The sequence below is a fragment of the Kosakonia sp. H7A genome (genome assembly GCF_003028445.1).
Classification (GTDB): domain Bacteria; phylum Pseudomonadota; class Gammaproteobacteria; order Enterobacterales; family Enterobacteriaceae; genus Kosakonia; species Kosakonia radicincitans.
Window position 1 is genome coordinate 758087 of the sequence record NZ_PYTZ01000002.1, and the last position, 20666, is coordinate 778752.

16 protein-coding genes are annotated in these 20666 nt (G+C 54.7%); 8 read left to right on the top strand and 8 right to left on the bottom strand.

Annotated elements, in window-relative coordinates; genetic code table 11:
* Window positions 1–20 precede the first annotated feature (20 nt).
* From CWM66_RS11575 to tssB, 3 genes are read right to left on the bottom strand one after another with little or no spacing between them, the layout of a single operon-like run.
* The gene (locus CWM66_RS11575) at window positions 21–503 is read right to left on the bottom strand and encodes a hypothetical protein (RefSeq protein WP_007371758.1); all 483 of its coding nucleotides are present in this window, start codon (window positions 501–503) and stop codon (window positions 21–23) included.
* Window positions 504–544: 41 nt separating this feature from the next.
* A complete protein-coding gene (gene tssC / locus CWM66_RS11580) occupies window positions 545–2026 on the bottom strand; it encodes a type VI secretion system contractile sheath large subunit (RefSeq protein WP_007371759.1) in 1482 nt (493 codons plus the stop codon).
* 2 nt (window positions 2027–2028) lie between these two features.
* Window positions 2029–2511 carry a type VI secretion system contractile sheath small subunit gene (gene tssB, locus CWM66_RS11585; protein WP_007371760.1) on the bottom strand — a complete coding sequence of 161 codons (483 nt, stop codon included), beginning with the start codon at window positions 2509–2511 and terminating at the stop codon, window positions 2029–2031.
* 538 nt (window positions 2512–3049) lie between these two features.
* Here tssB and CWM66_RS11590 point away from each other — a divergent pair.
* From CWM66_RS11590 to CWM66_RS11610, 5 genes are all read left to right on the top strand, one after another.
* Window positions 3050–3505, top strand: coding sequence for a MarR family transcriptional regulator (locus tag CWM66_RS11590; protein WP_007371761.1), 456 nt, complete (start codon window positions 3050–3052; stop codon window positions 3503–3505).
* Window positions 3506–3527: 22 nt separating this feature from the next.
* Window positions 3528–4706, top strand: a complete 1179-nt coding sequence (locus CWM66_RS11595; RefSeq protein ID WP_107146680.1) for an efflux RND transporter periplasmic adaptor subunit — start codon at window positions 3528–3530, stop codon at window positions 4704–4706.
* Window positions 4707–4716: 10 nt separating this feature from the next.
* Window positions 4717–6255, top strand: a complete 1539-nt coding sequence (locus CWM66_RS11600; protein WP_007371763.1) for a DHA2 family efflux MFS transporter permease subunit — start codon at window positions 4717–4719, stop codon at window positions 6253–6255.
* 158 nt (window positions 6256–6413) lie between these two features.
* Window positions 6414–7649 carry an MFS transporter gene (locus CWM66_RS11605; RefSeq protein WP_007371764.1) on the top strand — a complete coding sequence of 412 codons (1236 nt, stop codon included), beginning with the start codon at window positions 6414–6416 and terminating at the stop codon, window positions 7647–7649.
* Window positions 7650–7723: 74 nt separating this feature from the next.
* On the top strand, window positions 7724–8737 hold the full coding sequence (locus tag CWM66_RS11610) for an alpha/beta fold hydrolase (protein ID WP_233218383.1): 1014 nt from the start codon (window positions 7724–7726) through the stop codon (window positions 8735–8737).
* Here the strand turns inward: CWM66_RS11610 and CWM66_RS11615 are convergent, their stop codons facing one another.
* Window positions 8738–11446: a LuxR C-terminal-related transcriptional regulator gene (locus CWM66_RS11615; RefSeq protein WP_107146681.1), complete on the bottom strand. Its 2709-nt coding sequence runs from the start codon at window positions 11444–11446 to the stop codon at window positions 8738–8740.
* A 175-nt stretch (window positions 11447–11621) separates the two neighbouring features.
* Between CWM66_RS11615 and CWM66_RS11620 the strand changes: the two genes are divergently transcribed.
* Window positions 11622–12401, top strand: coding sequence for an acetoin reductase (locus tag CWM66_RS11620; protein ID WP_007371767.1), 780 nt, complete (start codon window positions 11622–11624; stop codon window positions 12399–12401).
* A 25-nt stretch (window positions 12402–12426) separates the two neighbouring features.
* Here the strand turns inward: CWM66_RS11620 and CWM66_RS11625 are convergent, their stop codons facing one another.
* From CWM66_RS11625 to CWM66_RS11640, 4 genes are all read right to left on the bottom strand, one after another.
* Window positions 12427–13815, bottom strand: a complete 1389-nt coding sequence (locus CWM66_RS11625) for a diguanylate cyclase (RefSeq protein WP_007371768.1) — start codon at window positions 13813–13815, stop codon at window positions 12427–12429.
* Between the two features lie 191 nt (window positions 13816–14006).
* The gene (locus tag CWM66_RS11630) at window positions 14007–15626 is read right to left on the bottom strand and encodes a methyl-accepting chemotaxis protein (protein WP_071920925.1); all 1620 of its coding nucleotides are present in this window, start codon (window positions 15624–15626) and stop codon (window positions 14007–14009) included.
* 106 nt (window positions 15627–15732) lie between these two features.
* Window positions 15733–16809: an alpha/beta fold hydrolase gene (locus CWM66_RS11635; RefSeq protein WP_071920924.1), complete on the bottom strand. Its 1077-nt coding sequence runs from the start codon at window positions 16807–16809 to the stop codon at window positions 15733–15735.
* Between the two features lie 176 nt (window positions 16810–16985).
* Window positions 16986–18311, bottom strand: a complete 1326-nt coding sequence (locus CWM66_RS11640) for a sodium:proton antiporter (RefSeq protein WP_107146682.1) — start codon at window positions 18309–18311, stop codon at window positions 16986–16988.
* 197 nt (window positions 18312–18508) lie between these two features.
* On the opposite strand from CWM66_RS11640, the gene CWM66_RS11645 reads away from it, so the two are divergent.
* Together CWM66_RS11645 and CWM66_RS11650 are read left to right on the top strand one after the other, a co-directional pair.
* On the top strand, window positions 18509–19417 hold the full coding sequence (locus tag CWM66_RS11645; RefSeq protein WP_107146683.1) for an SDR family oxidoreductase: 909 nt from the start codon (window positions 18509–18511) through the stop codon (window positions 19415–19417).
* 38 nt (window positions 19418–19455) lie between these two features.
* Window positions 19456–20649, top strand: coding sequence for a zinc-dependent alcohol dehydrogenase (locus tag CWM66_RS11650; protein ID WP_007371774.1), 1194 nt, complete (start codon window positions 19456–19458; stop codon window positions 20647–20649).
* Window positions 20650–20666 lie beyond the last annotated feature (17 nt).

Below are 20666 nucleotides of genomic sequence, written 5' to 3' on the forward strand. Positions count from 1 at the left end.
GCGGTAGCCGGTAGACGCTGTTATTTAAGCGCTTTTGTCGGGATGTCGTATTTGATCGGCCCAATTTTATCCAGGCCGGATTCTGCAGCATTCGGCACGTTAATGGTGAGATCAACTTCGCCTTCAAAGGTGAAAGTAATATCCATAAATAACTTGTCACGCATTTCGTAACGAAGACTCTGAATCTTACAGTCAGTGTAAGTGATACGCTGAATTTCATAGTTCGCTGAGTATTCGTCGGAGCCACGATGTACGACCGTGATAGTAATATTTTTATAGCCGCGTTTTAAATACTGCTCAAAAAAGTTACTGCTTTCCTTCGTCACTAATAAGGAAACGTGAGTTGAATCAAAATAGGTACCGTCAGGGCCGGAATACGTGATGATACCCATCGGAGCATACCCTTCGATCCAGTCTTTATAAGCCGCTTCCGTCGATGCGCCTTTAACGGGTTTGTTGTCAATTTTAATTTCGATGAATTGACAGTCCTGGAGTTTAGCCATATCTAATCCTTTATTAATAATGAAACGATGAAAAAATAAATTTACGCACCGGCAGCAGACGGTAAATCGGCTACAAGGCGTAAAGACATACTCAAACCCTCAAGTTGAAAATGAGGTTTTAACCATGCAATTGCGCGATAAGTCCCGGGAAAACCAGGAACTTCAACAACGTCTATTTGGGCTTCGCGGAGGGGATAGCGTGCTTTCGTTTCCGGGCCTGCGTTATCGGAGGCCACGACATATTGCATAATCCACTTCTGTAAATACTCTTCGCACTCGCTGCGCGACATAAAGCTGCCGACCTTATCGCGAACGATGGATTTCAAATAATGAGCAAACCGCGACGTGGCCAGAATATAGGGCAACTGGCTCGACAGGCGCGCATTCGCATTCGCCTGGTCGGAGTTATATAAACGCGGTTTGTTGGCTGACTGAACGGCGAAAAACGCCGCGTAGTCGGTTCCTTTGCAATGCACCAGCGGAATAAAACCGAGATCGGAAAGCTCTTTTTCCCGGCGATCTGAAATAGCGACCTGCGTAGGGCATTGCATGGTCCTTTCACCGCTGATTGAGGTGTAGTTATACGCCGGCAATGATTGCACCAGTCCACCCCCTTCGACGCCGCGAATGGAGGCGCACCAGCCATACTCTTCAAAAGATTCAACGATCTTGCCTGCCAGCTCCCAGGCGGAATTCATCCACAGATAATCGCTGCCGCTTTCGTTTTCATTGATCTGTTCTTCGAAGCAAAAGGTTTCCGCCGGGATGGTTTTACTGCCGTAGGGCATGCGACCCAGCACGCGGGGTAAGGTGAGGCCAATATAACGGCTATCATCGTTCTGGCGGAATGAACGCCAGCGCGCATAATCCGTGGTCTCAAACAATTTCGCCATATCCCGTGGGCGAGGCAGCTCGGAAAAATCCTGCATCGACAGCATGCCCGGCGCAATAGCGCTCAGGAAAGGGGCGTGGGCTGCTGCCGCGACGTGGGAAATCTGTTCCAGCAAATTAATATCTTGTGGCGTGTTATCAAATTCGAAATCGCCAATAAAGGACGAAAATGGCGTACCGCCAAAAGTACCGTATTCGCTTTCATAGACGCATTTAAACAACATTGACTGATCGAAATCGCTGGCTGATTTAAAATCTTTTATCAATTCTTGTTTAGTACATTGCAGAACCCGGACTTGCGTATTTTCCGTTACGCTGGTCTGCACCAGTTTATGCAGGCCGCGCCATGAAGACTCTTTTTTCTGAAATTCAGGGGCATGAATAATTAAACTTACCTGACTGGAAAGCAGTTCATCAATGGCTGAAATACGCTGTTCGATACTGCCAATCAGATCGCTTGAGACAATTACTGTTCCTGCCGTTACTTCGGCGAGAAAATTATTAAGCTGTGTTTTCATCCGGTCGCGATCTGATTCACGACGAATTGCTTTTGTATTATCGATTACCTGATTGAGAAAATCATCACTGAATGATGTTTCAGCAACAGTGCCTACAGCCAGTTCACTATCCATTTTTATTCCTCTGCCGGGTTATCTGTCTGCTCTGTTTGTTTGTTCTGCTGCATTGCTATTTCTGCCAGCTGTGTTTTTAAACGTTCATTACTGGCGGCGCGATTGCGTAAATCTGATAATTGTTCACGCAGTTCCATCAATTTGCGCAGCGGTTCTACTTGTTGAACAATATTATCTGGCGAAAAGTCATCCATATTCTGGAAGGTTAATGATACGGCCATTTTTCCTTCCTGATCGGGTAATGCGCTATCGACTAAAAATTCAGCGACCGGTTTCATCGATGACATGATTTCATTGAAATTATCTTTATCAACGTGCAGGAATTTACGATCGCGCAGTTCAGTTTCGGTATTGGTAAAATCGCCCATAACGCCAAGAACTAAAGGTAATTCTTTTGCCGTCTGGGCATCACCAATCTCGACATCATAGGTTATTTGTACCCGTGGTGGACGGGCTTTATCTAATTTGTGTTGAGTGTTGCTCATGTTGTCCTCCAAATAATGACGTATAACTTAATTGGCCATGCAATTAAGCTGTCACTGGTGCTGTGCTCAAACATACGTTTATAAGTTACTTCAGGTTGTAGTTTGCCGCTATATTTATGCTCTTAATTAAGAGTGAATGGGAATATTCAAGAAATACATTTCCTGAATAATATTTGAGATGTTTTTATGCAGCGAGACGGAAGCTTATTATTGTTTGTAGCATGCGGATTACATTATCACAAATTGAGCGATTGGCAGTGTTTTTAATTTCGCTTATGGAGAAACATAATATATGTAATTCAGCGAAAAACTTTAAATAAACGTTCCAATTACAGGTTGAAATAATCATCCTGGCAATTGAACCGTTATTACGCTTGATACTGCCTGGCCGATGTCAGAGGTATGAGTGTGAAAACCTCGGCACAGCAGGCTGTCCGTCGCCGACGGACTGACAAAATGTGCGCTTATCTTGACAATCCATTGACAGTTAGTTGCCTGGTCAGTAGTTTCATTTGTAATTACTGACCAGGCAAATATCATGACGAACACGACAGAGACCCCCATTCCCAAACTGCATCTTGCTTTACTGATTCATCTGGCGAACCAGTTTAAAGACCAGCTCATTAGTCAGTATTTTTCGTCGACAGATATCACTGCCGCTCAGTTCAAGGTGCTGATCAGTATCTACAAAGGTTTTAACAGCCCGGTTGAAGTGAGCAAAAACTTGCTGATGGATGCCGGGGCAATGAGCCGCATGCTGGAACGAATGGTGAAACGCGATCTGATCGTGCGCAACACTAATCCGGAGGATAAACGCCAGGTGATCCTGGCCCTGACCGAAAAAGGGCAGCAGATCTGCGAACGTTTCCAGAATGAGGCGCTGGCTTCGATTCTCCGTTCGCTGACCTGCCGCCTGACAGCCGAAGAGTCCCGGTTGCTGGTCGATTTACTGATAAAAATGTTGCCGGACGAGGCAACTCGCCCACATCGCTAAGCTGTCCAACAAGGTATTTACGATGCAAACTTCATCTGCACAAGCCGAACGCGCGCCGGGCAAACGTAAGCGCAACTTCGCTATTCTGTTTCTCATTCTGCTGGCGATCGCCGCAGGATGTCTGGCCTGGTACTTTTTGTATGCCCGCTATTACGAAACGACCGACGATGCCTACGTCAACGCCAACCTGGTGACGCTGACGCCACAAATCGCCGGTACCGTCACGCAAGTTGCCGTTGATGAAGGCGATTACGTAGAAAAAGGGCAACCATTGGTGCTGCTCGATCCGAGCGATACGGAAATCGCCCTGCAACAGGCGGAAGCCAACCTTGCCAGCACCGTGCGTCAGGTGCGCGGGCTTTACAGCACCGCCGATAACTATCGCGCACAGGTCGAAGCGAAACAGGTGGCGCTGCAAACCGCGCAAAATGACTATGCGCGTCGGCAAAAGATCTTCGCCAGCGGAGCGATTGCCGCTGAAGATCTGGCGCATTATCGCGATGCGGTGACCACCGCGAAAAGCGATTTGGCGGCAGCACAACAGGCGTTAACCACCAATCTGGCGATGGTCGATGACACGGTGGTCGACAGCCACCCGGAAATCAAAAGTGCGGTCGCCACGCTGCGCCAGCGCTACCTCGATAATGCCCGTAGCACCATTGTCGCGCCGGTGAGCGGTTTTGTTGCCAAACGTGCGGTGCAGCTTGGCATGCTGGTTGATTCCGGCACCACGTTGATGTCGATTGTGCCGCTGGATCAGGTCTGGGTGGATGCCAACTTTAAAGAGAGCCAGATGGAGACGATGCGGCTGGGGCAGAAAGTGACGCTGACCGCCGATCTCTATGGCGATAACGTTGAATACCACGGTGTGATTGAGAGCCTTGGCATTGGGACTGGCAGCGCCTTCTCGCTGTTGCCCGCGCAGAACGCCAGCGGTAACTGGATCAAAATTGTCCAGCGTCTGCCGGTGCGCATCACGCTCGATCCGCACGATATGCAGAAACACCCGCTGCGCGTGGGGTTGTCGATGTTTGCCCGCGTGGATATCCGTGATACGGATGGTCATCTGTTGCCACAGCAAACCGTTGCCGTGCCGCGCTTTACCACCGACGTGTACCAGAACGCGCTGCAAAATGCCGATCAACTGGTGGCGAAAATTCTTCATGACAACAGCCAGGCGGTAGCATCCAGCGCCCGCTAAGAGAGACGTTATGCAAGATAAGTCGGCGTTTACGCCTCCCAGCCTGCTGCTGGCGACGATTGCGCTGTCGCTGGCAACGTTTATGCAAGTGCTGGATACCACCATCGCCAACGTGGCGCTGCCGACCATCGCCGGTAACCTCGGCGTCAGTTCGGATCAGGGCACCTGGGTGATCACCTCGTTTGCGGTGTGCAACGCGATTGCGCTGCCGCTAACCGGGTGGTTCACCCGACGCTTCGGCCAGCTTAAGTTGTTTGTCGGTTCGGTGGCGCTCTTTACTTTGACCTCGTTCCTCTGCGGCTTTGCCCACAGCATGACCGAGCTGATTATTTTCCGCGCCCTGCAGGGCTTTTTCGCCGGGCCGATGTTCCCGATGTGTCAGACGCTATTGCTGGTCATTTTCCCGACCAGCAAACGCAGTATGGCGCTGGCGCTGCTGTCGATGGTGACCGTTGTGGCGCCGATTGTCGGGCCGATCACCGGTGGCTGGATAACCGATAACTACTCGTGGCCGTGGATCTTTTACATCAACGTGCCGATCGGCATTTTCGCCGCTATTACCGTCTGGAGCCAGCTCCGCACGAGGGAAGAGAACACCACCGCCGCGCCGATTGATTACATTGGCATTGCGTTGCTGGTTCTCGGCGTTGGGCTGTTGCAGGTGGTGCTCGACAAAGGCAACGATCTTGACTGGTTCAACGCGCCGGAAATCATCGTCATGTCGGTTATCTCCGCGATTGCGCTGGTCTCGTTTGTGATTTGGGAGCTGGGGGAAAGCCACCCGATTGTGAACCTGCGGCTGTTTAAGGATCGTAACTTCGCCATCGGTACGGCAACGCTGACGCTTGGCTATGCGGCGTTTTTTGCCATCAACATTATTCTGCCGCAGTGGCTGCAAACCCAGATGGGCTATACCGCCATCTGGGCCGGGCTGGCCGCAGCGCCAATGGGTTTTTTACCGCTGTTGCTGACGCCATTTATCGGCCGCTATGCGCACAAAGTGGATCTGCGATTCCTCGCCACGCTGTCATTCCTGACGATGGGCATATCGTGTTTGCTTCGCGCACAGTTCAATACCAGCGTCGATTTTCGCACCATTGCCGAAGTGCAGATGTTTATGGGCATCGGCGTGGCCTTTTTCTTTATGCCAATCACCACCATTGTGCTGTCGAATTTGAGCGGCGTTGAAGTGGCGGAAGGCTCCGGGCTGGCGACCTTTTTCCGCGTGCTCGGCGGTTCCTTCGCCTCGTCGCTCACCACCTGGATTTGGTCGCGGCGTGAGGTTTATCACCATGCTAACCTCACCGAGAGTGTCACCACCTATAACCCGGCGGCAATGGACTATCTGAATAAGATGGGCGGTGTGACGCAGCAGCACCTGGCGGCCGTGGATAACACCATTGAGCAGCAGGCCTATATGATGTCAACCATCGACTATTTCTGGCTACTGGGCTGGGGGTTCATGGTGCTGATGGTGTTAATTTGGTTTGCCCGCCCGCCGTTTGTGCGTTCCGGCGCGTCTGGCGCGCCACCCGCGGCAGGGCATTAATACAGTACCCAAAATAATTCGAGTTGCAGGACAAAACGCTTTTCCGTTTTGAACAGCGCTAGCGCTGGCCCCGAAAGGGGGAGGCTCAGGGATGCGCCGAACAGGAAAGCCAACGCACATGCAACTTGAAATATGGCGGGGATAAGATGAGATAAACTATGGCACCCGTATTACCCGGCAGTGATGGTCGTTTATTGCAGCACCGTTCGTTTGTGGCGTTCTGGCTGGCGCGAACCAGTTCCAGCTTTGGTTTCCAGATGTTGTCCATCATTGTCGGCTGGCAGATCTATTCCCAGACGCAAAGCGCCTTCTGGCTGGGGATGATTGGTCTGGTGCAGTTTGTTCCTTCTGTTACGCTGGCGCTGCCTGCCGGGCATATCGCCGATCAGTTTGACCGGCGCCGCGTGGTGCTGATCGGGCAGATTTGCGAATGGCTGGCGATTGCGGCACTGGCCTGGCTGACGTGGCAAGGCGACGCCAGCGTCTGGGTGATCCTGCTGCTGATTTTTATTATCTCCTGCGCCAAAACCGTCGAATCACCGTCGATGATTTCGATGCTACCGGCGCTGGTTCCGGCCTCGATTTTACCCCGCGCCACCGCCGCCAATGCGGTTTCCGGCCAGGCCGCGCAGATTGTCGGCCCGGCGCTGGGCGGCTTTCTCTATGCGGCAGGCGCGGATGTGGTGTATACCGCCACGGCGGGGCTATATCTGGTGTCGCTTCTTTTGGTGAGCACGCTGCGCTATGAACAGGCGCAGCCGAAACGTACCCCGGCTACGCTTTCATCGCTGTTCGCCGGGGTGAATTTTATCCGCAACCGCCCGGATGTGCTGGGCGTGATCTCCCTCGATCTGTTTGCCGTGTTATTGGGCGGGGCGACGGCGCTGCTGCCCATTTTCGCTCACGATGTCCTGCATACCGGGCCGCTGGGGCTGGGTTTGCTGCGCAGTGCGCCTGCGGTCGGGGCGCTGCTGGTGGGCTTCTGGCTCAGCCACCGAACGCTTACGCGCAACGTCGGCATGATCATGTTTATGAGCGTCGCCGGGTTTGGCGTGGCGACGCTGGTGTTTGCGTTTTCAAACCTGATGTGGCTGTCGCTGCTGGCGCTGTTCGCCCTCGGCGGCTGCGATATGGTGAGTATGGTGATCCGCGGTTCGCTGGTGCAACTGGATACCCCGGATGAGATGCGCGGGCGGGTCAATGCGGTTAACTCGATCTTTATCAACACCTCGAACCAGCTTGGCGAATTTGAATCCGGGATGCTCGCCGCGTGGCTCGGCGCGGTGCCCGCTGCGGCGTTGGGCGGTATCGGCACGCTGTTGGTGGTGGCGCTATGGATGAAGATGTTCCCCGGCCTGCGGCATCGTCAGCGGCTGGAGAGCAACGCAGCGTAGCCGGGCGCATTTGCCCACGCCGGGCGAAAGCAGGCTATGCTTTCTTTTTGCGCTCTATTCAAGGAGGAACCCTCATGCCATCTGGAATGAAAAAATGTCTGCCGCTGATGCTGCTCGCGGCGCTGTATACCGGGTATGCCAGCGCGGACGACACGCCGTCGTACGGCGCGCAACTGGAAGGTTTTGCCTATCCGTATCCTAAGCAAACGTTCGCTTTTACCTCACAGGGCGAGAACCTGCAAATGGGCTATATGGAAGTTGCGCCGGTCGGCAAAAGCAACGGCAGGGCGGTGGTGCTGCTGCATGGCAAAAATTTCTGCGGCGCTACCTGGGAGAGCACGATTGCGGCGCTGAGCCAGCAGGGTTACCGGGTTATCGCGCCGGATCAGGTCGGCTTTTGCACCTCCAGCAAACCCGCGCATTATCAGTACACTTTTCAGCAATTAGCCGACAATACCCACGCTTTACTGCAAAGACTGGGTATTTCCCGTGCGGTGATCGTTGGCCATTCTACCGGGGGAATGCTGGCGACGCGCTATGCGCTGATGTATCCGCAAGCCGTTGAACAACTGGTGCTGGTGAACCCGATCGGTCTGGAAGACTGGAAAGCGCTCGGCGTGCCGTATCGCACGGTGGACCAATGGTACCAGCGGGAGCTGAAACTCTCGGCGGCGAGTATCCGCGAATATGAACTGAAAACTTACTACGTCGGGCGCTGGAAAGCGGAATACGAGCGCTGGGTAACGATGCTGGCAGGGCTGAATAAAGGGCCGGGGCATGAGCGGGTGGCATGGAACTCGGCGCTGATCTACGACATGATCTTTACTCAGCCGGTGTTCTACGAGTTTAAGGATTTGCAAACGCCAACCACGTTAATGATCGGCACGGCGGATACCACGGCAATAGGCAGCGACATTGCGCCACCGGCGGTGAAAGCGAAGCTGGGCCACTATGCACAGCTGGGTAAAGCAGCGGCGAAAGCGATTCCTGGCGCGAAGCTGATTGAGTTTGCCGGGCTGGGCCACGCGCCGCAGATGGAAGAACCGACGCGTTTTAATCAGGCGTTGCTGGAAGCCCTTCGCCAGTAGTCAGCGTAACAGTTGTTGTTTACGCGCCTGATTGACCGCCTGAATGCGCCCCTTCACCTGCAACTTTTCATACAGTTGTTTCAGGTGCCATTTGACGGTTTCCACAGAAATCCCCAGCGAGCGGGCGATCTGTTTGTTGGAATGGCCGTCGGCAATTAAGCACAACGTTTGCTGTTCGCGCTCCGTTAACCGCAGGCTTGCGGTTGCGGAGGCGGGCAGCATCGCGCTCAACTGGCTAAGCAGCGTATGGATGACAACATCCCGCGCGGGCTGCTTATTCAAGTGAGCCAGCCACAGCGCAAGATCCGGGCCGAGGTCTTGCAGGCTGCGACGCAGATTTTTCCCCACCGCGCTTTGCAGTGCCGGTAAGCCCACCGTAGCCGCCTGCGCGATTTCTCCGCCGCGGAACAGGGCAATGGCTTCCAGCAAGCGCAAGCGCACAGCGCTAAGCCATTCGCCGCACTCCTCAAGCGCATCTACCTGCGTGTGCAGTAACCTTGCTGCTATCAGCGGTTCGCCGCGCGCCATCTGCATCCGGCACTGGCTGATGGCGCAGTACCTGTCGATAAGTGTTTGTTGATGAGGATCCGCCGCGCGAATCTGCAGCAACTGCGCCAGCGCACTTTCGGCGGCATCGTGATGACCCGCCAGCAGGTAAAGCGCCAGCCGCTCAGCGAGCAAAAAAGCGCGGATGCGCAACCAGCCGCGTCGCTCAGCCAGCTGTTCAGCATGCTGTAACAGCGCCTGCGCTTCGTGGGGCTGATTGTTTTGCTGCGCTTGATGTGCCAGTACACGGTAGCAACTGCTCAGACCGTCCGGCGGGCAGACGTCATCAATGGTTTGCAGCCGCAGGGTCAACAGCGCTTCGATACGCTCATCGCTTCCCTGTTCCCAGGCGATTTCTGCCAGCACCGGTGCCAGCGTTGCGCTGCTGCTGGAATTTGCGCCGGTATGCTGTTCCGCATGACTCAGCGCGCGGGAAGCCAGCTGTTCAGCCTGTGTTAAATCCCCCTGGCGCAGGCAGGCTTGCGCCATCACGAAAGCACGATAAACCTCCACAAACAGGTTGCGCAGCGGCGCTTGCGCAATGGCGATACGCTGATGAACAGCCAGCGCCTGCTGCGGGCGTGAGGCGACAAGGTAGCCGTAGCTGAGAATATTGCACACCAGGCCATCTACCCAGATATCGCCGCAGGGCACCGCCTGCAACAGCGGCTCCACAATGGCGAGACTGGCAGCAATATTTTCGGCGAAGGCTTCGCAAATCGCCCGCACCACGCGTAGTTTGATGCGGGCAGGGCGGGCCAGCTCCGGGTTTTTTGCCGCCAGATCGTCGAGCTCATCCAGCAGTTGACGCGCATCGTCAAACCGGAAATAGTGCGCCAGCGCCCATGCGAGGTTGATTTGCAGTTCGATACGCGCGGGCGTCACGTCCGCAGGCAGATAGCGCATCCAGCGCACCATGGTATCGATATCGCCCTCTTCAGCCAGCGATTGCGCCCCGGCAACGGCATGGCTGGTCATCGGTTTACCGGCGGCGAGCGTATGGCGGATGGCTTCAGCCCACAGCTGTTGGGCGGCAAACCAGGTGCTGGCTCGTTCATGCAGCAAACTCACGGCTTCCTGCCCATGACGCTGTAAACGCGTTAATAATGCATCGCGCATCAGCGGGTGGTAACGAAACCAGAATCCTTCGTCGTCGAGCGTGGAGAGAAACAGGTTGCGCCCGGCTATCCAGGCGAGCATCTCCTCGCCGTTATGCAGACCAGTTACGGCATCGCACAATGCCGGATGGAGACGATTGAGCAGGGACGTTCGCAGCAGAAAATCAAACACATCAGCCGGTAGCGGGGCGAAGACGACCTCATCCAGATAGCGCGAAACCGATCGGGAACTGGCCCGCAGGCTCCCCTCGTTATCGGTGCGACCGTGCGGGGCAAGGGCGGCCATTTTCATGCCCGCAATCCAGCCTTCAGTGACCGAAATTAACCGGTGAAGCCTCTCTTTTTTTACCGGTGCCGCGGTGGTCGCGGAAAACCAGCGGTGGGCTTCATCGTGGGTGAAGCGCAGCGCGTCATCATCGATCTCCAGCAGTTGATCCTCGATTTGCAGGCGGCTGAGCGCCCATGGCGGCGGACTCCGGCTGCCTAAAACCAGATGCAGGCAGGCGGGCGCATGCGCCAACAGCCAGCTTATCCCGGCATGGATCTCCGGGTGCTGAATATTCTGGTAATCATCAAGAATGAGGTACAGCGGGCGCGGGTGCGTGTGCAACAGGTTAATCAGCGTGGCGCAGAAGAGAGCAAAATCACCCGCAAGTTCGCCGCTGGACAACGACGATGATGGATTTTTTTCCTGCTGGCTGAGCGGGCGTAACGCCTCCTGCAAGTAACGCATAAACAGCAGCGGCGAGTTGTCATCCTCTTCAAGGCTCAGCCAGGCGATGCTGTCGCCCTGTTGTTGGCGGTGATGATACCACTGCGCCAGCAGCGTCGTTTTGCCAAACCCGGCGGCGGCGCACACCAGCGTCAGGTTACGGGATGCGGCGCCGTCAAGCTGCTGTAACAGCCGGTCACGGTGTACTAATGCGCCCGGCGAGCGCGGCGGCGTGAGCTTGGTGAGGATCAGCGGTAACGCGCGGGCGAAACGGAACGGTTCATCGTGCGTCTGCACTGCGGGTACATCCCTGATTGAGGATAAAAACGCCATGTCGCCACTCTCTCGCCCTGTGCTTTCCCCCCCATCAGAGGGGGTAGGCCATCTCTGTTCGTGTCTATAGAGTAAATCACCATCCACCGTCGGTGCATAGTCAGGCTGTTTTGCCCAAAAGACTGTGCGCCAGCGGGCAGAATAACTGTTAATCAGGATGAGGTAAGTAGAGATTATGGCTATCGAAAATAAAGTTGCTCTGGTCACCGGCGCGGGTCAGGGAATTGGCCGGGGTATTGCTTTGCGTCTGGCAAAGGATGGAGCGTCGCTGATGCTGGTTGATGTTAAACGCGAAGGGCTGGACGCGGTTGCCGCAGAGGTAAAAGCACTGGGACGTCAGGTTGCCACTTTCGTGGCTGATATCGCCGATCGCGAGCAGGTGTATGAGGCCGTCAACCAGGCGGAAAGCCAGCTTGGCGGCTTCGATATTATCGTCAACAACGCCGGTATCGCGCAGGTGCAGGCACTGGCCGATGTGACGCCGGAAGAGGTCGATCGCATTATGCGGATCAACGTGCAGGGAACGCTGTGGGGCATCCAGGCGGCGGCGAAAAAATTTATCGACCGCAAACAGAAAGGGAAAATTATCAATGCCTGTTCTATTGCCGGGCATGATGGCTTTGCCCTGCTCGGCATCTACTCCGCAACGAAATTTGCTGTGCGTGCGCTGACGCAAACGGCGGCGAAAGAGTACGCCAGCCGTGGGATCACGGTAAATGCTTATTGCCCGGGGATTGTCGGCACGGGCATGTGGACAGAAATCGATAAACGCTTCTCAGAAATCACCGGTGCCGCGATTGGCGAAACCTGGAACAAATACGTTGGCGGTATCGCGCTTGGCCGCGCCGAAACGCCGGATGATGTCGCAAGCCTGGTCTCTTATCTGGCTGGCCCGGATTCCGATTATGTCACCGGGCAGTCAATTCTGATTGATGGCGGTATTGTTTACCGTTAAGTCAAAGAGCCGGAACGGGTGATACTCAGTTCCGGCTCGTTTCCAGCCGGTTGCGCCCGTGGCTTTTAGCCGCGTACAGCGCGCGGTCCGCTTTCTCAATTAACCGTTTGTAATCCGGATGATAATCAAATTCCGCAAGGCCGATGCTGACGGTGACGGAAATGGGTTTACCGGGTGCGACTTCAATCGCCAGCCCGGCGATTTTTGCGCGTAAGGTTTCCAGCATAATGCGCGCCTGCGACAGATCCGATTCCACCAGCAGCACCATAAACTCCTCGCCGCCATAGCGGAACACATAATCGCTGCTGCGGAAGTGGTCAAAAATCACCGTCGCCACGCTTTTCAGCGTAATATCGCCCGCATTGTGGCCAAAGCTGTCATTGATTTTCTTGAAATAATCAATGTCGATCATCGCCAGCACAAACGGTTTACGCACATTTAGCGCCAGCGAAATTTCCCGCCGCATAATGGTCGGAATAAAGCGGCGGTTAAACAGTTGCGTCAGCGGATCTTTGCCGTTCTCCAGCTCCACCAGTGCGTCAAACATCGCCGCAAGGAGACGATGGATCTGCCCGGTAAGCTGCCGGATGGCCTGTAACAGGCTCAGGCGCGACTCCGCAGTCAGTACCTCTTCGCTGGCCCGCATCCGTACCAGCCGATCGTCCGCCTGTTTAATCAGCTCATCAATGCTGGCCAGCATCTCCTGATTACCCAGCAAATAACGGCCCTTATGCGCCAGCCACATACCGAATTCCGACGCCGACAAGGTGATAATGTCCGCCGCCGGTAAGCCAGTAGCGATATTGTAGATAAACTGATTTTCCCAGCTGGTCAGCGCGTTAATCTGTCGTTCGCGCTCAACGTTCACGTCGTCATAAATGGATAACAGGCGATACTGCTCCTGCGCCTGCATGGAGTTTTGATAGCCCGGCGACCAAGAGACCGTCATCGCTTCGATGGCTGTATCCATCGCCAGGCTACTGAAACAGAGGGTATCGCTGAGCAGCGAGGCGGGAATGGTCGCTTTGGCCTGAAGCAGATGATAAAGCTCATTCTTGAGCTTGCGCGCGCCGCGCGCCACCAGATCCAGCGGTAAGCCAATGCGCGCATGCACAATGCCAATTGCCCGCTGATTCTCTAACAGTTGCGGCAGATCTTCACTGGCGCTGCCGAGCACGCTGCGCAACCAGTGGAACATACTGTGGCTAAGCCGCGAGCTGACCTGATCGGTATTTAAAAACAGTTCACTTTCAGGATGTGAAAGCATGTAGTCATAAAAAGCGGTCACCAGATGACGGATTTCCTCATCACTGAGTGCAGTCAAAATGTCGTGAACCTGCGGCGAAGTCTGGTTCAGCAAATCCTGCCACTCGCTCAGCAGCAACGCATTATCACCGTGTTCAACCTGTTCCATGTGTACGCCAACCATTAATTTTGATGATATATGGCGCTGATAGTACGGGCAGGCACCGGGGCAAGGTCAAGCAAAAAGCGGTCCGGCGGCGCGCTGATTGTTGGCGGAAGAGGGCTGTGTTTTTTGCGCGGGGGCGGTGACGGGGAGAAAAACATCCACGCCGTAGCGTGGATGTTGTCGTGCAAACTTCCTTAATTGGCGTTAGCCAGCGCCATTCCCTGCGGTCCGGCGTGGCGGCCATTTCCTGACTGCTGCGATGCGTCATCGACCAGGAAACGTGTGACAGACTGCTGCAAATTCACCACCTGCTGTTGCAGGGAACTGGCCGCGGTCGCGACTTCGGAAACCAGCGAGGCGTTCTGCTGAGTGACGCCGTCCATTTGATGAATGGCGATATTCATCTGCGAAATACCACGCGTCTGCTCGCCGGAAGCCAGCATCACGTCATCCATGATCTCGACCACTTTTTTCACATCGACCATCACTTCGTTCATTGTCGCGCCAGCTTCTTTCACCAGCCCGGAACCCTGTTCGATGCGGCTGAGCGAATCACTGATCATCGTGCCAATCTCTTTTGCTGCCGTGGCGCTGCGCTGTGCCAGCACGCGCACTTCCGATGCCACCACCGCGAAGCCGCGTCCGGCTTCCCCGGCACGGGCTGCTTCGACGGCGGCGTTCAGCGCCAGCAGGTTGGTCTGGAAGGCAATTCCATCAATCACTCCGACAATATCGCCAATTTGCGCAGAGCTTTTTTCGATAGCATTCATGGTAGAAACCACTTCCGAAACCACGGTTGCGCCACGCGAAGCGGTGTTCGAGGCTTTTTGCGACAGTTCGTTCGCTTTACGCGTGTTGTCTTCGTTATTTTTTACCGTCGCCATAATCTGCTCCATGCTGGAGGCGGTTTCATCCAGCGAGGCGGCCTGTTGCTCGGTACGGCTGGAGAGATCGATATTGCCGGAAGTAATCTCTTCCACGCCGGAGCCGATGGCATCCGTACCGTTACGCACCATGCGTACCATATTCTCCAGACCATCACGCATACGCCGTACGGCGGCGAAGAGTTGGGCGATTTCGTTTTTCCCGGCAACATCAATGCGCGCGCGCAAATCGCCCTCGGCAATACGGTCAAACACGGTAATCACGTTATTGAGCGGTTTGACAATCAGGTTGGTCATCACCGACCAGGCCAGGCCCGCCAGTACCAGCGCACAGGCAATAGAGAAGTAGAGAACAAACTCCATGCGTTTAACGCGGTTGTTGGAGTCATCATAGGCGTGGTCAATGCTTTTAATTTTAAACGCGACCAGCGATTTGGAGGCCTTATCAAATGCCGCATACAGCGCGGTTGATTTCCCGGCGCGCTGGCGATATTCGTCAAGTTTGCCCGCTTTCAGCGCCGCAAAGGCCGGATCGATAAATTCATTCATCAGCGCGGCGCGGGTGGTGGCCATTTCATTGGCGATAACTTGCTCTTCAGCCGATTGCGGATATTTCAGGTACTCCTGCCATTTGCCGCTGGCGCTATCAATTTTGCCGCGTGCGCGCTCCAGCGCCACGTTGGCTTTCTCGGTTTCGCCGTTACCGACCAGCGATTCATACAAGCGTAAATCCAGACGACCACGCAGTAATAGCTCGGAACTTTCATTTAAGGCAACCAGACCGGGTAAGACTTCCGTATCGACGCGGGCAAAGGATTTATTCCCGGACTGTACCGCCACCAATCCCAGAATACCCACGAACAGTAATAAGGCCGTCAGTGAAAATATCATCATGCTAAGAGCAGTACGGATCTTTATTCGACGAAACATAGCGTTTTCCCTGTTACCGATTAATGAAGAAAGAAAAGAGGGGTGAAAATAACGTTGTTATGCGAAAAATCAGGAAGCAACGTGCGTCACTTCCTGGGTAAAGAAATTACTTTTTATCCTGCCGTTGAGGTGTGGCGGCCAAAAAAGCGCGCAGTTTGTCGCGGTAAAATTTTGCCGACATCATGGTGCCGTGGCCGCTGGTTTCCACGCTGGCCGGAATAAGAAAAAGCTCAGCCTGTTTTATTTTGTGGAGTTCGCCACTGAGGATCCCGGTTTCTACCGGATTACGTTCATCATCGGCGGAGTTAATGATCAGCATCGGCGCGGTAATACGGTTTAACGCTGGTAAGGCGTTATAGTTCGCCGAGGAGCCCCAGATATAAATAAAGTCGTTGGCATCCGCAGTGACCGGTGCGGCCAGACGCTCATCCACCAGTTTATCGGCCAGGGCGCGGGTTGGCGCTTTATGCTGGTAATTCAGCGTGCCGCCGGTGGTGGCAATACTGAACATAATATTGGCGGTCTTCAGCGCAGGCGGTTGCTGCTGGTAATTGCCCTGCGCCCAGGCCGGATCGGCTTTGATCGACTCAATTAACATGCGCCGCATCATCCAGTTACGGCCAGAAAGCTCGTTAGGCTGCGAGGCCATCGGCACCAGCGCATCCATCATCGTCGGGTATTTTTCTCCCCACAGCCAGGTCTGCATACCGCCCATTGAATAACCCATCACCAGGCGCAAATGCGAAATACCGAGGCCTTCTTTAATTAAGCGATATTGTGCGGTCACCATATCGTCATAATCGTAGTGCGGAAAGTTCATGCGCAAACCATCTGACGGCTTGGAGGATTTCCCCGAGCCAATACTTTCCGGGATGATGATGAAATATTTACTGCTATCGAGCGCTGCGCCGGGGGCAAATAACTCACCGGCAAATCCTGGCGCCAGCAACGCTTTAATCGGCTGGTTCGTTCCGTGCAGGAGTAATACCGCAGGTTTGCTGCGATCGCCGAGCGTGTAGTAATGAATACGCAGATCGTTGAGTTTTTCACCGCTATTAAAGGTAAATTCGTTGGCGACCCAGTCGCCTTCCTGAACAGTGGGTGCTGAATTTGCTGCGTGAGATAAAGGTGATAAAGCTAACAGAATGGCGAGTGTCGTTCCTGATATTATGCGAAAGAACATAAAGTAACTCTTTAGTATGTGCAGGTTCCGGGAATTCGATAGTAATTTCAATTCAGATAAATCCCAATTAATATCAAAAACATCACCAGAAAATAATATTCTGTCCTCCTTTTTTGCGTTTTAACGAGACGTTTTTAATACAGTTTCTCTTATGTAAGATGCATCGGGTTCATATCTTAATCCTGCTCCCGTTTGCGGCGCAGCGTCAGTAACGGGGTGACCGATATGCCATGGATCAGTACGCTGAAGGTCACTATCGTAATGGCGATATCGGCCAGCTCGCCCGCGCGGGCGCTGTCCAGCCCGTGCATATACGCATACGCAATATAATTCAGGCTGCCGATGCCGCGGATCCCCAGCCATCCGAGGCTCAGACGGTGAAACAGCGACTCTCCCGAACGCCAGGTCAGCAGCAGCACCGACAGCGGTCGAATAATGACGAACAGCATGAAAGCCAGCACCAGGGCGGGCATATCCCAGTGCTGTGCCAGCGTGACGCCCAGAATAATCACCAGCACCGCCGCAAATATCCGCTCAACCGTATCGCCAAAGGAGAGCGCATCGCCAATCACCAGCCCCACCGATTTGATCGGGTTATGTTCTGCCAGCGCGTGACGCGCGTGGGGATTGACCTGCATTTCTGCCGGTAAGTCGTGCTCAACCTCTTTCTGATCCGGATGCTTTTTTTGCACGCTAACTTCGGCGCTGCGCAGCCCAACCCCGGCGGCAAACGCGGCAAGAAAACCGGAGGCGCTGACGGCCATGGCAAGGGAAAAACTGAGACAGATCAGCGATAGCGCGACAAAATCGCTGGGTGCCACTTCGCCCTGAGCATGCCGCGAGCGGGTGGCGATAAGCCCGATGCTGCGTCCCAGCAAAAAACCGATAGCCAGCCCGCCCACCAGTGCCCAGAGCAGATCGATGCTCAGCCAGCTAAGCCACTCATCGGTGATGATACTGCCGCCTGCCCGATGCCAGATCAGCGCCAGCATCAAAAATGGCAGAGCGGTGCCGTCATTCAGCCCGGCTTCGCTGGAAAGGGCGATTCGGAGCTGGTCGCCATCTCTGGCATCGTTGATGGAGACCAGGCTTGCCAGCACCGGATCGGTTGGGGCGAGGATCGCGGCAAGCGCCAGCGACAGCGGCCAGGAGAGATCGGTCATGAAATGGGCGGCCAGCATCATTCCGCCGATAGTGAGCAACATACCGGGCAGCGCCAGTTTGATCCCCATCTTCCAGTAAGGTGACGTCAGCGGCAGGCGAATTTTTAGCCCGGTAATAAACAGCGAAGCCGCCATGGCGATTTCCGTAACCCGGCTGGTCAGCGTGGCGTGCGCGGCAATATCAATATTGAGAATATTAAATACCCAGGGGCCGCAGGCAATACCCACCAAAAGATAAAGGCCAAAAACCGACACCGGTGCACGGTTTATCCAGCCATAAGAGAGTGACATCAATAATAATAAACAGCCGGTTGCTGCCGTCCACGCCAAATATCCCATATCTCTCCACTGTATCGTTTAGCTATTTAAAAGGGTATAGACGCTGCAGAGACTATATTCCACAATATTGCAAAGCGAGGCGGTAAATTAGGTGTCGTAAGCGGTGAGATATTATTTTCAGCTTCGTTATTTTCATTCATCGCTATTTTTGTTCTACCCTTTATGTTCGTGGTAATTAAACATTGAGAGGTAAGCGAATGGATAGCATAAATAACCCGAAGCACACCACAAATCAGACTAATACCGAAAACTACCCGGTTCCGCCATTTCCACATCAAAAACAGCCGTTCCCTGGCCTGTCCGGGAAAATGGAGCCGCGTCCCGATCACGGTGAAAAAAGTTACCAGGGCAGCGGTCGGCTGAATGGCCGTAAGGCGCTGATCACCGGCGGGGATTCCGGTATTGGCCGCGCTGTTGCCATTGCCTTTGCCCGCGAAGGGGCCGATGTGGCTATCAACTATCTGCCAGCGGAAGAGGACGATGCGCGGGAAGTGATTGCCCTGATCAAAGAAGCCGGGCGCAAGGCGGTGGCGATCCCTGGCGATATCCGCGACGAAACGTTCTGCCAGCAATTAGTGGAACAGGCCAGCGAAGCGTTAGGCGGGCTGGATCTGCTGGTGAATAACGCCGGGCGTCAGCAGTTCTGTGAATCGATAGAAGATCTCACCACTGAAGCGTTTGACGCCACGTTCAAAACCAACGTCTACGCCATGTTCTGGATAACGAAAGCCGCGCTGAAAAAGATGTCGCGCGGGGCGGCAATTATTAATACCACCTCCGTTCAGGCGTACGAACCGAGCGAAATACTGCTTGATTACGCCCAGACCAAAGCGGCTATTGCGACGTTTACCAAATCCCTCGCCAAACAGCTGGGGCCGAAAGGGATCCGCGTGAACGCCGTTGCGCCAGGCCCATACTGGACGGTGCTGCAGTGTTGCGGCGGGCAGCCGCAGGAAAAAATCGAGCAATTTGGTGCCTCCGCGCCGCTCGGCCGTCCAGGCCAGCCAGCAGAGATTGCACCGCTGTATGTCACCCTGGCTTCGTCTGAAAACAGCTATGCGTCAGGACAGGTCTGGTGTTCTGACGGTGGTACTGGAACCGTGTAACGCGCAGCTCTCTTTTATCAACGTCAGGAGAATCGCCTGTGAAAGCATTAACGTATCACGGACCTCATAGCGTCAAAGTCGAGAACGTCGACGATCCGGGGTTAGCCGCCCCGGACGACATCATTCTGCGCGTGACCGCGACGGCGATTTGTGGCTCCGATTTGCATCTGTACCGCGGCAAAATTCCGGGTACGCATCATGGCGATATCTTCGGCCACGAATTTATGGGCGAGGTTGTCGAAGCCGGGCCGGAAGTGAAAAACGTCAGCAAGGGCGATCGGGTGGTGATCCCGTTTGTGATCGCCTGCGGCGACTGTTTTTTCTGTCGGTTGCAGCAATATTCGGCCTGTGAAAGCACCAACAGCGGGCAGGGCGCGGCGCTGAATCGCAAGAGTATCACGCCGCCCGCCGCGCTGTTTGGCTACAGCAGCCTGTACGGCGGTGTTCCGGGCGGGCAGGCGGAGTATGTCCGCGTGCCGAAAGCCAACACCGGGCCTTTTAAAGTCCCGGACATTCTGCCGGATGAGAAGGTGCTGTTCCTCTCCGATATTCTGCCGACGGCCTGGCAGGCGGTGATCAATGCGGAAGTGAAACCGGGCTCGCGGGTGGCCATTTACGGTGCCGGGCCGGTGGGGTTGCTGACGGCGGCCTGCGCGCGCTTTAAAGGCGCTGAGCAGATTTTTATCGTCGATCACAACGATTACCGGCTGGAGTTTGCCCGGCAACGCTATGGCGCGATCCCGATTAATTTCGATAAAAACGACGATCCCGCAGCGTGGATTATCGAAAATACACCGGGTAACCGGGGCGTTGATGCGGTGATAGATGCTGTGGGCTTTGAAGCGAAAGGCAGCATCACGGAAACCGTGCTGAGTACGCTCAAAATTGAGGGCAGCAGCGGGAAAGCGCTGCGGCAATGTATCGCCGCAGTGCGGCGTGGCGGCGTCGTCAGCGTGCCGGGCGTCTACGCCGGGTTTATCCACGGCTTTATGTTCGGCGACGCTTTCGATAAAGGGCTGACCTTCAAAATGGGGCAGACACATGTTCATGCCTGGCTGCCGGAATTGCTGGCGCTTGTCGAACAGGGACACCTGAAGCCGGAGGAGATTATTACCCACCACATGCCACTGGAAGAGGCGGCGCGCGGGTATGAAATCTTCGAAAAACGCCAGGAAGAGTGCCGCAAAGTGATCCTCGTGCCCGGCATGAATGCGGAAAAAGCCACCGTCTGATCCAGGCGCAGGCGCTG

What these genes read in the sequence shown, in the direction of transcription:
- CWM66_RS11610 (WP_233218383.1), top strand. Translation starts at nt 7,724, where the DNA reads ATGCCATCTGGAATGAAAAAATGTCTGCCGCTGATGCTGCTCGCGGCG.
- CWM66_RS11605 (WP_007371764.1), top strand. Translation starts at nt 6,414, where the DNA reads ATGGCACCCGTATTACCCGGCAGTGATGGTCGTTTATTGCAGCACCGT.
- CWM66_RS11600 (WP_007371763.1), top strand. Translation starts at nt 4,717, where the DNA reads ATGCAAGATAAGTCGGCGTTTACGCCTCCCAGCCTGCTGCTGGCGACG.
- CWM66_RS11635 (WP_071920924.1), bottom strand. Translation starts at nt 16,809, where the DNA reads ATGTTCTTTCGCATAATATCAGGAACGACACTCGCCATTCTGTTAGCT.
- tssC (WP_007371759.1), bottom strand. Translation starts at nt 2,026, where the DNA reads ATGGATAGTGAACTGGCTGTAGGCACTGTTGCTGAAACATCATTCAGT.
- CWM66_RS11575 (WP_007371758.1), bottom strand. Translation starts at nt 503, where the DNA reads ATGGCTAAACTCCAGGACTGTCAATTCATCGAAATTAAAATTGACAAC.
- CWM66_RS11620 (WP_007371767.1), top strand. Translation starts at nt 11,622, where the DNA reads ATGGCTATCGAAAATAAAGTTGCTCTGGTCACCGGCGCGGGTCAGGGA.
- CWM66_RS11640 (WP_107146682.1), bottom strand. Translation starts at nt 18,311, where the DNA reads ATGGGATATTTGGCGTGGACGGCAGCAACCGGCTGTTTATTATTATTG.
- tssB (WP_007371760.1), bottom strand. Translation starts at nt 2,511, where the DNA reads ATGAGCAACACTCAACACAAATTAGATAAAGCCCGTCCACCACGGGTA.
- CWM66_RS11625 (WP_007371768.1), bottom strand. Translation starts at nt 13,815, where the DNA reads ATGGAACAGGTTGAACACGGTGATAATGCGTTGCTGCTGAGCGAGTGG.
- CWM66_RS11590 (WP_007371761.1), top strand. Translation starts at nt 3,050, where the DNA reads ATGACGAACACGACAGAGACCCCCATTCCCAAACTGCATCTTGCTTTA.
- CWM66_RS11645 (WP_107146683.1), top strand. Translation starts at nt 18,509, where the DNA reads ATGGATAGCATAAATAACCCGAAGCACACCACAAATCAGACTAATACC.
- CWM66_RS11630 (WP_071920925.1), bottom strand. Translation starts at nt 15,626, where the DNA reads ATGTTTCGTCGAATAAAGATCCGTACTGCTCTTAGCATGATGATATTT.
- CWM66_RS11595 (WP_107146680.1), top strand. Translation starts at nt 3,528, where the DNA reads ATGCAAACTTCATCTGCACAAGCCGAACGCGCGCCGGGCAAACGTAAG.
- CWM66_RS11615 (WP_107146681.1), bottom strand. Translation starts at nt 11,446, where the DNA reads ATGGCGTTTTTATCCTCAATCAGGGATGTACCCGCAGTGCAGACGCAC.